The sequence below is a fragment of the Meridianimaribacter sp. CL38 genome (assembly GCF_004328055.1).
In the GTDB taxonomy this organism is placed as follows: domain Bacteria; phylum Bacteroidota; class Bacteroidia; order Flavobacteriales; family Flavobacteriaceae; genus Gaetbulibacter_B; species Gaetbulibacter_B jejuensis.
On the sequence record NZ_QKWS01000002.1, the window covers coordinates 383,559 to 396,617 of the forward strand.

Annotated in this window: 13 protein-coding genes; 5 read left to right on the forward strand and 8 right to left on the reverse strand. The window is 32.0% G+C overall.

The features are described 5' to 3' along the window. Window positions 1-23: 23 nt before the first annotated feature. From DMZ43_RS14945 to DMZ43_RS06855, 3 genes are all read right to left on the reverse strand, one after another. Window positions 24-200, reverse strand: coding sequence for a hypothetical protein (locus DMZ43_RS14945; protein ID WP_165353684.1), 177 nt, complete (start codon window positions 198-200; stop codon window positions 24-26). Window positions 201-299: 99 nt separating this feature from the next. Beyond that, window positions 300-1,121: an alpha/beta hydrolase gene (locus DMZ43_RS06850; RefSeq protein WP_131506875.1), complete on the reverse strand. Its 822-nt coding sequence runs from the start codon at window positions 1,119-1,121 to the stop codon at window positions 300-302. 84 nt (window positions 1,122-1,205) lie between these two features. Further along, entirely contained in the window at window positions 1,206-1,847 is a 642-nt protein-coding gene (locus DMZ43_RS06855) for a peroxiredoxin (RefSeq protein WP_131506877.1), read from the reverse strand. Between the two features lie 169 nt (window positions 1,848-2,016). Between DMZ43_RS06855 and fumC the strand changes: the two genes are divergently transcribed. The 3 genes from fumC (at window position 2,017) to hutI (ending at window position 6,236) form a co-directional block, all read left to right on the forward strand. Continuing rightward, complete coding sequence (gene fumC, locus DMZ43_RS06860) at window positions 2,017-3,414, forward strand: class II fumarate hydratase (protein WP_129760195.1); 1,398 nt, start codon at window positions 2,017-2,019, stop codon at window positions 3,412-3,414. A 38-nt stretch (window positions 3,415-3,452) separates the two neighbouring features. Further along, window positions 3,453-4,862, forward strand: a complete 1,410-nt coding sequence (locus DMZ43_RS06865) for a T9SS type A sorting domain-containing protein (protein WP_131506879.1) — start codon at window positions 3,453-3,455, stop codon at window positions 4,860-4,862. A 135-nt stretch (window positions 4,863-4,997) separates the two neighbouring features. After that, window positions 4,998-6,236 (forward strand): imidazolonepropionase, encoded by a 1,239-nt coding sequence (gene hutI, locus DMZ43_RS06870; protein ID WP_131506880.1) that lies wholly within the window; start codon window positions 4,998-5,000, stop codon window positions 6,234-6,236. 66 nt (window positions 6,237-6,302) lie between these two features. Here the strand turns inward: hutI and DMZ43_RS06875 are convergent, their stop codons facing one another. Continuing rightward, a complete protein-coding gene (locus tag DMZ43_RS06875; protein WP_129760198.1) occupies window positions 6,303-7,187 on the reverse strand; it encodes a chromosome partitioning protein ParA in 885 nt (294 codons plus the stop codon). 126 nt (window positions 7,188-7,313) lie between these two features. On the opposite strand from DMZ43_RS06875, the gene DMZ43_RS06880 reads away from it, so the two are divergent. Then, a complete protein-coding gene (locus tag DMZ43_RS06880; RefSeq protein ID WP_131506882.1) occupies window positions 7,314-8,333 on the forward strand; it encodes a formimidoylglutamase in 1,020 nt (339 codons plus the stop codon). Beyond that, a complete protein-coding gene (locus DMZ43_RS06885) occupies window positions 8,323-8,787 on the forward strand; it encodes a GNAT family N-acetyltransferase (RefSeq protein ID WP_131506884.1) in 465 nt (154 codons plus the stop codon). The genes DMZ43_RS06880 and DMZ43_RS06885 overlap by 11 nt, the downstream gene beginning before the upstream one ends. On the opposite strand, the gene DMZ43_RS06890 is transcribed toward DMZ43_RS06885, so the two are convergent. From DMZ43_RS06890 to DMZ43_RS06905, 4 genes are read right to left on the reverse strand one after another with little or no spacing between them, the layout of a single operon-like run. Continuing rightward, window positions 8,784-9,473, reverse strand: coding sequence for a hypothetical protein (locus tag DMZ43_RS06890; protein ID WP_131506886.1), 690 nt, complete (start codon window positions 9,471-9,473; stop codon window positions 8,784-8,786). The genes DMZ43_RS06885 and DMZ43_RS06890 overlap by 4 nt on opposite strands. Before the next feature lie 29 nt (window positions 9,474-9,502). Then, entirely contained in the window at window positions 9,503-11,179 is a 1,677-nt protein-coding gene (locus DMZ43_RS06895; protein ID WP_131506888.1) for a DUF4199 domain-containing protein, read from the reverse strand. A 24-nt stretch (window positions 11,180-11,203) separates the two neighbouring features. Beyond that, window positions 11,204-11,752 (reverse strand): hypothetical protein, encoded by a 549-nt coding sequence (locus DMZ43_RS06900; RefSeq protein WP_131506890.1) that lies wholly within the window; start codon window positions 11,750-11,752, stop codon window positions 11,204-11,206. A gap of 46 nt (window positions 11,753-11,798) precedes the next feature. Further along, complete coding sequence (locus tag DMZ43_RS06905) at window positions 11,799-13,034, reverse strand: DUF6638 family protein (RefSeq protein WP_131506891.1); 1,236 nt, start codon at window positions 13,032-13,034, stop codon at window positions 11,799-11,801. Window positions 13,035-13,059: the final 25 nt, after the last annotated feature.

The window sequence follows — 13,059 nt, forward strand, 5'->3', positions numbered from 1 at the left end:
TTTTTTTATAATATATAGAAAAATTATTGTTGTAATCTTTGAGCTTTCTTTTCAGCTCTAATTTCTTTAAGTCTTTCAATTGAAGCACCAAAAATCCAGTAAGGGATTACGAAAGTCAATAAAAATATCATTAACCAAAATCCAATTGTTAAAATGGTTAAAAATGCTAAAAATCCTAAGTATTGATCAAATTCAAACATGTGCTATTTTTTTGTTGTTGATGCAAAGATAAAACAAAGTGTTTTGTTTTACAATACGAAACTAAAATTTATTAACAGCTTATTCACTACTCTTTTTCACTAATCTTTGTATGGAAACAATTTTAAGAAACCTTCATACAAACTTCTATGTAAAATAGTAGCATGATTTTCATTGTCCATTAGTAAATAATCAACTGTTAAATGTTCTTTACCTGAGGATTTTAAAACTTCAGCAATTGCACTAGCTTCTCTTTGCATAATTGGGTCTTCTTCCTTCCCTACTGAAACATACACATACGTTTCAACATCTGGTTGGTGACTAAACAACATATTAGCTTCGTTAAGCATACTTTCATCATCCCACCATAAACTAGGACTAACAATTAAGTAATGCGTAAATAATGACTGTTTTTTCAATAAAACCTCAGTGGCTAACAAACCTCCTAATGATTGGCCAATTAAATATTTCTCATTAGTAGTTTTATAGGTTTTTTCAATGTAAGGTTGCAATTCGGTTTCTAAAAAAGTGATAAACGATTTAGAGTGTCCTGTTGTTGGATAATTTTTTTTTAGAGATTTTAAATTTGTATGAAATGTGAAATCGCGTTTTCTATCTACATTAGCAATACCTACAACAATAACATCAGGCATTTTAAACTGTAAATTAAAAAACTGCACTAAGCCAACGACATGAATAAAATCTTCATTGATTGAGCCATCTAAAAGATATATAACAGGATATGCTTTAGCTGCATCATAAGTTGATGGCAAATACACATTCAGTGTTCGGTTTTCATTTAAAACCTTTGAATGAATTGTTTTTACCTCTCCTATCGTTAATGGTTTTGATTTAACTTCGGTTTGCGAAAAAGAAAAAGAAACTGTAAAAACTAAAAAAAGGACTACTATAACTTGCTTCATATATAAACCATTTTTGATTTATAAATATAAAAAAACACCATGAATTGACTACATGATGTTTTTTAATCTTTTTAATTGTTGATCCTAATCTAAATTAGGTTGTGGAGTTGTTCGCAAATAAGGCTTTACAACTTTGTGTCCTTTAGGGAAAAGCTCAGGAATATCTTTATCAGCAACCGCAGGAACGATAACACAGTCATCTCCATTATTCCAGTTAGCAGGTGTAGCTACTTTATGATAAGCTGTAAGCTGTAACGAATCGACAACTCGTAATAACTCATCAAAATTTCTACCTGTTGAAGCTGGATAAGTAATAATAAGTTTTACTTTTTTATCAGGATCAATCACGAATACAGAACGAACAGTTAATTTACTATCTGCATTAGGATGTATCATATCATAAAGTTCTGATACTTTTCGATCTTCATCAGCAATTATTGGAAAGTTAACTGTTGTGTTTTGCGTTTCATTAATATCGTTAATCCATCCTTTATGAGACTCTACTCCATCAACACTTAACGCTACTACTTTAACATTTCGCTTATCAAATTCTGATTTATATTTAGCTACAGTACCAAGCTCTGTAGTACAAACTGGAGTATAATCAGCAGGATGCGAAAACAAGATTCCCCAACCATCACCTAACCAGTCATGAAAATTAATCTGTCCTTCTGAAGATTGCGCTGTAAAGTTTGGTGCTACATCTCCTAATCTAATTGTTGCCATGTTTATGATTTTAAAAATTAAAGTATAAAGATACTCATTAATCTACTAAACTAGTAGGAATTAAAAATATTTAAGTTTTTTTTAATATTTAAGCACATAACTTCATGCTTTTAAAACCTAAAAGAACGATGAAAAATGTTAAATTTGTGCATCTAATAAAACAAACATCATGACTTATAGAATAGAAAAAGACACGATGGGAGAAGTAAAAGTCCCATCAGATAAACTTTGGGGAGCGCAAACTGAGCGCTCAAGAAATAATTTTAAAATTGGTGCACCAGCTTCTATGCCTTTAGAAATAGTATATGGTTTTGCATATTTAAAAAAAGCTGCTGCTTATACTAATAATGAGTTAGGTGTTTTAGAAGACGAAAAACGCGATTTAATTGCTCAAGTTTGTGATGAAATTTTAGAAGGAAAACACGACGATCAGTTTCCGTTAGTAATCTGGCAAACAGGCTCAGGAACACAAAGCAACATGAACGTAAATGAGGTTATTGCCAATAGAGCACATCAACTTGCTGGTAAAGTTATTGGTGAAGGCGATAAAACCATCCAACCTAATGACGATGTTAACAAATCACAATCATCAAACGATACCTTCCCTACAGGAATGCATATTGCAGCTTATAAAAAAGTTGTAGAAACTACAATTCCAGGAGTTATAAAACTTAGAAACACTTTACACACAAAATCTATTGAGTTTAAAGACTGTGTAAAAATTGGTAGAACACACCTTATGGATGCAACACCTTTAACTTTAGGGCAAGAGTTTTCAGGTTATGTTTCACAATTAGACCATGGTTTAAAAGCACTTGAAAACACTTTACCTCACCTTGCTGAGTTAGCTTTAGGAGGAACAGCTGTTGGAACTGGTCTTAATACTCCTGAGGGTTATGCCGAACTGGTAGCACAATACATTGCTAAATTTACTAACCTTCCATTTGTATCTGCTGAAAATAAGTTTGAAGCTCTAGCTGCTCATGATGCAATTGTTGAAACTCATGGTGCTTTAAAGCAACTTGCGGTATCATTAAATAAAATAGCAAATGATATTAGAATGATGGCTTCAGGACCTCGTTCTGGTATTGGAGAAATCATAATTCCTGCTAACGAACCTGGTAGCTCAATTATGCCTGGAAAAGTTAACCCAACACAATGTGAAGCTCTTACAATGGTTTGTGCGCAAGTTATGGGTAATGACGTTGCTATTACTGTTGGTGGCACTCAAGGACATTATGAATTAAATGTTTTTAAACCTATGATGGCTGCAAATATTTTAGAATCTGCTCAACTCATAGGAGATGCTTGTGTAAGCTTTGAAGAAAACTGCGCTAGTGGTATTGAACCTAATCATTCAGTAATAAAGCAGCTACTAAACAATTCTTTAATGCTTGTAACAGCATTAAATACTAAAATAGGCTATTACAAAGCTGCTGAAATTGCTAATACAGCTCATAAAAATGGAACTACATTAAAAGAAGAAGCAATTAATTTAGGCTATGTTACAGCTGAAGAATATGACGAATGGGTAAAACCAGAAGACATGATTGGTAACATGAAATAAATCAATATATTAGCAGCTAATTCAATCACACAATATCTATGAAAAGAATATTACTTACTTTACTATTTGGAGCTTTATTATTGGCTACTTCAACTGCGCAAACTACATTTTCGTCAAAAATGCCTATTGATACTGAAACTAATAATACTCCTTATATTATAGAGTCTGCTAATCTTGATAATGATCAATATCCAGAACTTGTAGTAACCACTCAAACCAGTACTGGAATACAATTATATAAAAATAATGGAGACGGTACATTTACTGAACAAACACAAGTATCTACAACGCTTTCTTTTGTTTATGCTTTAGTTTTAGAGGACGTCAATGGTGATAATCATATTGATATTGTTGCTGGCTCTTTAGACGGTAATAAGATTGTATGGTTTCAAAATGATGGCTTCGGTAATTTCGGCACAGAACAATTGATTGCTAATGCATCTTCACCAGTAAGTATGGTTTTTGCTGATATTGATAATAATGGTACTAGAGATTTAGTTGTTCTTTTATATTATGCTGGTCAAACAGTTTGGTATTCAAACCTTGGAGGAGGTAGTTTTTCAACTGCTCAAACTTTAATTTCTGTTGCAAATAGCTATCCAGGACATATAGATATTATTGATTTTGATAATGATCTTGATCTTGACATGGTAATTACTAATATATATTCCTATGGAAATGGTACAGTCGAAGTATATTATAACAACTTTATACAAAATGGAACTGTAACATATACCAAAGACACCAATACTGTTGACAGTGGTTTGTATTATGTTTTTTACACAAAATTTGCTGATGTTGACAATGATAATAACATCGATATATTAGTTACTGACATTGGAGATGGTGGCGTTACTGGTTACCTTTATTGGTATAAAAAAGAAACGAACGGAACTTATACCAGAACTACTTTAACAACATCAATTAACAATCCTTCGTTCATTGGTTTTGAAGACTTAGATGACGATGGACTAAAAGATGTTGTTACTGCTAATGGAGCAAGTAATGCAACCGAACCTGACCTTGTATGGTTTAGAAACTTAAACAATGGTGTCTATAGTTCAGAAAACATCATAAGTACAAGCACTAGTCAAATATTTTCTTTTTCAATAAACGATCTTGATAATGACACTGATATGGATATTGCTGCAGTATCCTTTAATGAAAACGATTTAAATTGGTATAAAAATGCTAAATATTCTCTAGGTCTAAATAGCTCTATATTAAACACTTTTAACATCTACCCTAACCCAGTTAAAAATGAGCTTTATGTTAAGTCTCCTAATAATGAAAATTACAATGTATCAGTTTATGATATTTTAGGAAAAAACGTTGTTAATTCAACTATTTCACCAAATAACCCTTTAGATGTATCATCTCTATACAATGGAATTTACATTATCAAATTTGAAAGGTATAATAAAACTTTTAAGTTTGTTAAAGAATAAACTTTTAAATACATCTTATAGAAAGCGTTGACAGACAGTCAGCGCTTTTTTTATACATCGTATTTAGAAAAATTTTCGATGCCATTTCCTGATAACAGAAGTAATTTTGTTAATTTTATGATTTTACCCTTAGCTATGTCAATACTAATAACCAACATAAAAGAACTTATTCAAGTTCGTGATACCAATGTTACCATTGTAAAAGGCAGTGACATGAAAACACTTCCTGTAATAAAAAACGCCTACTTATTTATTGAGCATGATACTATAGTTGAGTATGGCTCAATGGACGATTACCAAGATATTGATGCTGATGAAGTTATTGATGCCACAGGAAAAGTGGTGATGCCTTCTTGGTGCGATTCTCATACACACATTGTATACGCAGGAAATAGAGTGCGAGAATTTGTAGATAGAATTAATGGCTTGTCCTACGAAGAAATTGCCAATAATGGTGGTGGTATTTTAAATTCTGCTGAAAAACTTCAAAATACTTCCGAAGAAGAACTTTACCAACAATCACTAAAACGTCTTAATGAAGTCATAAAACTAGGTACTGGTACTGTCGAAATAAAATCGGGTTACGGCTTAACCGTTGATGCAGAACTTAAAATGTTGCGAGTGATAAAACGATTAAAACGCGAATCGCTTGCTTTTATTAAGCCTACACTATTAGGCGCTCATGCTGTTCCTAAAGAATACAGTAATAATAAAAGTGTTTATGTAGATTTGGTAGTAAACGAACTTATACCAAAAGCTACAGAAGAGCACCTAGCCGAATACATTGATGTATTTTGTGAAAAAGGCTATTTTGACCTAGACGATACAGAAAGAATACTTAAAGCAGGTGTCGCTCATGGTTTAAAACCTAAAATACATGTAAACCAATTTAATGCTTTTGGAGGTGTAGCTTTAGGAGTGAAATATGATGCGCTTTCAGTAGATCATTTAGAAGAAATGAATAAAGAAGATATTGAAGCACTTAAAAACAGTAATACAATGCCTGTTGCTCTACCCTCTTGCTCCTATTTTTTAAGTATTCCTTATACACCTGCAAGACAAATGATCGACGCAGGCTTACCACTAGCATTAGCAACCGATTATAATCCAGGTTCGACACCTAGTGGAAATATGAATTTTGTAGTAAGTACTGCATGTATAAAAATGAAAATGACACCTGAAGAAGCTATAAATGCCGCAACCATAAATGGTGCTTATGCAATGGGATTAAGCAATATGTATGGCAGTATTTGTAGAGGTAAAAAAGCGAATATAATCATTACAAAAGAGATTCCTAATTACCAGTTTATTCCTTATGCGTTTGGAGAAAACTTAATTGATGAAGTTATTATTAATGGTATTAGATTAGATTAGATTAAAATAAAAAAGCCGAATGAAAGTGTTTTCATTCGGCTTTTTACAATCAATCAATTAATTTGCTTATTTCAATGTAAACTCAGTTGATGAGATTAATTCTTTTTCATTGAAAACATTTACTGTATAACGTCCTTCTTCAAACTCATCGTTGTTAGGAGCTACAAATTCGCAAATGTTTAAACTTCTGTTTTCGTAGTTAAATTTACTCACCAAGCTATAGTTTAATATTTTATCTTCAAACTGTATTTGCTCGTTAGCACCAAGTACATTATCATTAGGATCTAATACCTGAACATATAATTCTTTATCACCTGCACCTACTAAAGTGTTTTTAGCAACAGTATAGCAAACTCTAATTTTATCACTTCTTCTAGAACGCTCTGTTGGTATTAATTTACCTGAAGTTCTCTCAATAACTCCGTACGCTTTAAGTCCAACTGTTTGTAATACTGCAGCATTTTCAACTACTGTTGCTAACTCAGTATTTTGTACTAATAATGAATCAGTAAACATTGTACGTTCTGCTAATTGTAACTGAGTACTATCTAATGATGTTGCTAATAAAGAGTTTTCTACTTTTAGCTTGTCATTTTCAGCTAGCAATACATCCATTTCTTCTTGTAATGCTAAAAATTGTTTTTTGTATCTCCATAAACTGTTAACACTATTTTGAGATATTTTTAGTGAGTCCATTAAGCCTTCAATACGTGCTCTAGCCTCAACTAAATTTTGATTGGCAACTTCATTCTCGCCAATAGCAATATCATATTGCTTAGCCATGTTATTTAGGTCTGCCATTACCTGTTCTTTTTCTTTGGTTAAAACTGCTTCGGTTTCTTTCTTGTCATTATAAAGTTTAGAGGTATAAAATCCTGTTCCTAAGAAAAGAGCCAACAAAATACCTAAAGCAACTTTTAATCCTGTACTTTTACTGTTTGAATTCTCCATTGTTTTTTCTTTTTAAATTATTTAAACGTTAATTCTTGTTTTTAATCTTTTAATTAAATTTAATTTTAAGCCTGAAAATAAATAAAACTGTATTTTTAATTATTATTTTTTAATAACATTTCCAATATGGACAACCTTATACTTTTTGATAAAGATACTTTAAAAACCATCTTAAAAAAACGCTCAGGCGAAACCAAGTTTGGAGAACAAGTTATTTTACTTCCTAACTCCACTAATATATACGATGAATTAGTAAATTTAGATGTTGACTATGTAATTTTTGGTATTTCTGAAGACATTGGAGTCTTTGGAAACCTAGGAAATACAGGCACTTCAAAAGCATGGGATGCTACAATAAAAATTTTAACAAATATACAAAGTAACGCGTTTTTAAATGCTAGTAAAGTAGTTATCCTAGGTCATTTAGACTATTCTAAATCATTACAAAAACTTCAAAACTTAGATAAAACCAACAAAAAGGATATTGCTAAAGCACGTCGAAAAGTAGCTAAAATCGACAAACAAGTTTCACATTTAATCCATCAAATAGTTAAAGCAGGTAAAACACCAATTGTTATTGGTGGAGGACACAATAATGCCTACGGAAATATTAAAGGAACTTCGCTAGCGCTAAACTCAACAATTAACGCTGTAAATTTTGATGCGCATAGTGATTTTAGAGCTGAAGAAGGCCGACACAGTGGCAATGGATTTAGTTATGCTTACGCTGAAGGCTTTTTGAAAAACTATTTTGTGTTTGGCTTGCACGAAAACTATACATCTTCAACTACATTTAAAACTTTAGATAAAGTAAAATCTGTGGCATATAATACTTTTGAGGCTATACAAATTAGAAAAGAGCTTAAGTTTAAAGCAGAGATGCAACGTGCTTTAGAGCATGTTTCTGGTAGTGCTTTTGGTGTTGAAATAGATTGCGATGCTATATTGAATATTCCAAGCAGTGCAATGACACCAAGTGGTTTTAGCACTAACAAAGCACGACAGTTTGCCTCCTTTTTTGGTACGCATGAAAGTGCAAAATATTTGCATATTTGCGAAGCTGCTCCTACTCTAGAAACCGAAACCCAAGTTGGAAAATTAATCACCTATTTGATTACCGATTTTATTAAAGCTCATGCAAACTGAAATCATACCTTTTGATAGTAGATATTCTCAACATTTTTATGATTTGAATATTGAATGGCTTAAAACTTATTTTTATGTAGAACCTTACGATGAAGAAGTCTTAAGTAAACCTGAAGGGTACATCATTAATAAAGGCGGTTTTATCTTTTTTGCTAAACTTAATGAAACTATTCTTGGAACTGTTGCATTAATGCCAACTAGTACTAAAAATGTGTTTGAACTCACTAAAATGGCGGTTTCACCAAAACATCGTGGTTATAAAATTGGGCAGCAACTTATGCAATATTGTATAGAATTCGCAAAACAACATCAGTTTAAAGCTTTGATGTTGTACTCTAACACCAAGTTGGAAAACGCTATTTATATATACCGAAAATATGGTTTTATAGAAATTCCTGTTGAAGAAAATTCTCCTTATAAACGTAGTGATATAAAGATGATTTTAAAGGTTTAAATTGAAGACCCTTTAAGTGGATTTATGTTAGAAATGATAAATATTTTGTCAAATTTTAAATCAAAATCTATTTTATCCTTTAATTTACTTAATTCCGAATCACTTAAACCACCACCAATATTATCTACAAGAGCCAACCACCAAAACTTATATTCATCTTTATATTTTTTTATCTTTTCGGACTTCTCAGATATTATAGCTTTCAAACTTTGGTGTATATTTTCTAACACCATACCTCCTTCATTTAGATCAACTGAATACCCAAAATGATACATTACGTCAAGTCTTTCAGGAGATGGAAATATACTTAACTCAAGATTATTGTTAACTCTGTATTCTCTTGAATACTCTATAATCGAGGAGTGATTTTGAAGAATAGAATTTATTTCCGATCTAAGCCTCTTGCTAAAATTAATAGGCCTTAAGTATCTTATTCCAACAAAAGCAGATTTAAGATGATTGTTATTCTCATAAGATTCTATTTGATGTATAATTTTCGGTAGAAGTTTAAATCTTGTCTTTTCTAACGGTTTCCCTCTATGCAACTGATTTAATCTTCTTACCTCAATTGCTATTTCACCATCAATTTCAAAGTCAGGTGTTCGGTTTCCTTTCGGTTCAAATACTATATTTTTATAGCCAATAGACTTAAAATAGGTTTCAACAATTTTCTCTTCCTTTTTCAAATTAAATCATATCTTGAATTCTAACAGTCTTAATTCTCAATAGATTTTAAAGAGTCTATTTGACGTTGTAAGCGTTCAATTTCTTCAGCATTTTTATCTACTCTAGGGATTGCCAAAACCGAGTCTATAGCTTGCTCAACAATATCAATATCTTTTGTCTGTTCAACAAAATAATACCCAATACCCTCACTTGATCTCCAAGCTTCATTTAATTGGTCATAAACTGTTTTATCCCATTGACTTGGGTGTTTTACATCAATCCAAATAACATCTCTATATTCAGCATCAATTAAGGCTAAGTCTGGTGTTGCAGAGCCATCAAAATTGTCTGAACCTTCACGAATTGCCGAAATAGTTCCTAAAAAGAACATACGTTTTCTTCCTGCAATATCTTTTATATAAGGTCTAAATTCAACAGGTTTATTTACTGTCCAGTCAAACTCTTTACGAGATTCTATCACTTTTAAAGGCATTGCCGAAACACCTGCATAACCTTGTTTTTTAGCTGCATGATCATAATAATACAGCTTATCAGTTCCATCTGCAGGAATAAAAACACTAAATGTTAAACTTGTGCGCTCATCACCAACTGGCTCTAAACCAAACCAATGGTACAATCCGCTATAAGCATTGGTGTCTGTGTCAGAAAAATCAAAATCAGTTACAAAAGGCTGTTCGTTTTGATCGTCTGGTAAATCTGGTATCTTCACTGCTGTTTCCATGTTCCAAGGTAGTGGATCACTAAACCCTCCAAGGAATTTTAAAGATTCTGCTTGTATGCGAGATACTTTTTCAGACAATGTATTTTGACGTGTTAAATACGGATGGTTGTTCATTTCATCAGGACTTATATAGGTTCCTTTTCCTATTAAAACACGCTCAAAATAATCGTTAATATCGTGTTCTCCATTATCAATAACCATAACACCTCCAAAAGTTGGATAAGGAAACAAGAACCCTTTCCATTTTATCAAACTCACTACTTCTACCCATTTTCCGGAATCGTTTTTCATATAAAACACATCTCCAGGTTCATAATTAAACAACATCCAAGGGTTGAAACGTTGCACTACTGCGTTGTAAGTGTTTCTACTAAATTTTAAAGACTCACCTATTGAAAACACTACAGGAATACGATTTTCACTTGAAAACCTAGGAAATGGTGTTGTACTAGAGACTGAAAAAACCTCTTCGGTATTGTCGCTTATTTGTTGTAATGTATATTTTTCTGAAGGTTGAATGGCCATAGTCCATTTGTTTTCACCATCGACACGAACTAAGTGAGGTAACGACACGTCTTTAGTCTCTCCTACACTTTCGTTTGCCATTGAAAAAATGTTACGAAGTGGTTGTATACGCTCGTTTTGAGTTAGAGGAAGCTCGTTGATTTCAACTTTATTTAAATGATTAAAGACATTGTAGGTCTTCATGTAATCGTACATTTTAAAATGCCATCCTACTGCATAGAGCAAACCAAAAAACACAAGCAAAATACCCAAAATACCTAATCGACCACCTGTACTTGCTGTTTTTCTAAACTTTCGTAATCCAAAAAACAAGACTATACCACTTAACAAGATAATGAAAATGTATTTTCTAAGAAATAATAAAACTGGTTGATAATCGTCCCTAAAGAAGAATAATGCCAACACTAATAAAATGTAAGTTAAAATTGCAGGCTTTCCGTTTTTCCAGAATAGTCTCATGTTTAGTTTTTAGTTGTTAGTGAATTACATCAATCCTTTATCCTTCAAGCGTTCACGAGCACTTTTCTCGTTAGTTTTTGGTGCTTCAGCTTCAGGTTCGATTTTGTTCTCGACTGCGCTCGAACTGACATCGCTGTCTTTAGTTCTTAAGTCTTCAATAAAGTCTTTTCCTTTTTCAACAGCGTCATCAAACTTATCTTCTAAAGAATCACTTTTCTCTTCAATTATTTTAGTTGATTTAATTACAAAATTTGCAATGTAAGTTCCTACAAGTGTACCAACAATAACTGAAGCAAAAGCTGAAACACCATTATAGCTTCCAAAGATTTGAAACGGAGTTAAAAATTGAACAGCCACAGCTACAACCAAAAATAAGGCTACAACAAAAATTAATCTAGGTATAAAGGTTTGCTTATAAATGAATCCTTTTTTACTATCAGGCTTCATTTGTAACTCTTTACTGTTTACAATTTTATTCACAAAACGATATGCTCCATTACCATTAGACTCTCTCCAATACAAGAAAATGCCAAAAAGTATAGCAGCTATAAAAATTACAAGATCTAGTCCCATGTGTTTGTTTTTTAAGTGAATGCTTTATAAAATTAGTCTATTTTATTTAAATATTGTTACGTATAGTGTCAATTACCCAATCTTTAAACGAGTCGTCCCAAGTCTCATAGGTTTTATAAAACTGCTCTTTATCATACCAATACAGAAACAATACATCCTTTGGAGAAACATTTATTAAAAGCTTCCATATTAAATCCTGATGCATTGGCTCTAAAGATGAATGAGGTTGGTGTAATGCATGGTATAGATCAACATCTACCATATCTTTTAATTTATACTCGTTGCTAACCTCTAAGCGTTCTAAATATAACTCTACACAATTAATTTTTTTAAGTGCATTGATATCTATTTTATTTAAATAACTCTTATATAAAATTTTACTCTCAAATATTTCTTTTAGAGAGTGTTGAGTCTCTTTAAGTTGTTGAGAGAGTTCATATTTTTTTACACGATCGTATCTTGGGGTTTTAACCACTTCATCCAAATCGCATTCGGCAATTAAATGATTTCGTAGTTTTTCAATTAATTCATCATGATTGATATGGTACATCAACACATCGTGTGTAGTATCATTAATAGCTTCTTTGTACCATTTTTCATCTTCAAACACGATAATATCCGAAATAAAATCGCGTAACACATACACACCTCCAAAAGCTCTTGTATAAAACGAACTCACACTATATTGAAGTTCTGGTAATTCTAAATCCCTGTTACGCAAATCTCCATAGGTATTTGCCGATTGCAATAATTTTTCGTGTAAGGTTTCATCAATAAAATTATTACCTTCTTTAAACTGCTCAATAAGTTCGTGTTGTTTTTTTTGTGCTTTATTAAGGTTGTTTATTAACCTAAAATGAATGTTTATAGTTTTGTATTTTAAAACATCCATAGGTCCATAAAATGCATCGATACCTTGATCAAAATCGAGACAAATTGCCGAGTCTCTAGTTATATCGTTTATTTTATTACCATAGGTTTTAAAAACCAATTTCATTAACTCTCTGTCAAACGTATGTGTAGGCAAATAGACAGGTTTTCCTTTTTGCAACGGAGAAATAATAATGGCATGTGCATTGGCTTCGCCATGGTTTAAGTAAAGTAATTCCTTTTTTTCTTCAGCAATTTCAGGGCTCCAACCTATACCATCAATTGAAAAACTAGTAAGCTCTGTTGGCGAAAACCCTAATGTTTTTAAGCACTCATTATAACGCTCAACCAACTTACCACTTACAGGAAGTAGCTCACTTTGATATAGATTTGCTGCTTTTAGTTTATTCATAATTATTTCCCACAAAAGTGGAAAT

Excerpts from the sequence above, each read along its gene's own strand:
- DMZ43_RS06895 (WP_131506888.1), bottom strand. The coding sequence starts at position 11,179 with ATGAGACTATTCTGGAAAAACGGAAAGCCTGCAATTTTAACTTACATT.
- DMZ43_RS06900 (WP_131506890.1), bottom strand. The coding sequence starts at position 11,752 with ATGGGACTAGATCTTGTAATTTTTATAGCTGCTATACTTTTTGGCATT.
- DMZ43_RS06880 (WP_131506882.1), top strand. The coding sequence starts at position 7,314 with ATGGACAACCTTATACTTTTTGATAAAGATACTTTAAAAACCATCTTA.
- fumC (WP_129760195.1), top strand. The coding sequence starts at position 2,017 with ATGACTTATAGAATAGAAAAAGACACGATGGGAGAAGTAAAAGTCCCA.
- DMZ43_RS06850 (WP_131506875.1), bottom strand. The coding sequence starts at position 1,121 with ATGAAGCAAGTTATAGTAGTCCTTTTTTTAGTTTTTACAGTTTCTTTT.
- DMZ43_RS06855 (WP_131506877.1), bottom strand. The coding sequence starts at position 1,847 with ATGGCAACAATTAGATTAGGAGATGTAGCACCAAACTTTACAGCGCAA.
- DMZ43_RS06875 (WP_129760198.1), bottom strand. The coding sequence starts at position 7,187 with ATGGAGAATTCAAACAGTAAAAGTACAGGATTAAAAGTTGCTTTAGGT.
- DMZ43_RS06865 (WP_131506879.1), top strand. The coding sequence starts at position 3,453 with ATGAAAAGAATATTACTTACTTTACTATTTGGAGCTTTATTATTGGCT.
- DMZ43_RS06885 (WP_131506884.1), top strand. The coding sequence starts at position 8,323 with ATGCAAACTGAAATCATACCTTTTGATAGTAGATATTCTCAACATTTT.
- DMZ43_RS14945 (WP_165353684.1), bottom strand. The coding sequence starts at position 200 with ATGTTTGAATTTGATCAATACTTAGGATTTTTAGCATTTTTAACCATT.
- DMZ43_RS06905 (WP_131506891.1), bottom strand. The coding sequence starts at position 13,034 with ATGAATAAACTAAAAGCAGCAAATCTATATCAAAGTGAGCTACTTCCT.
- hutI (WP_131506880.1), top strand. The coding sequence starts at position 4,998 with ATGTCAATACTAATAACCAACATAAAAGAACTTATTCAAGTTCGTGAT.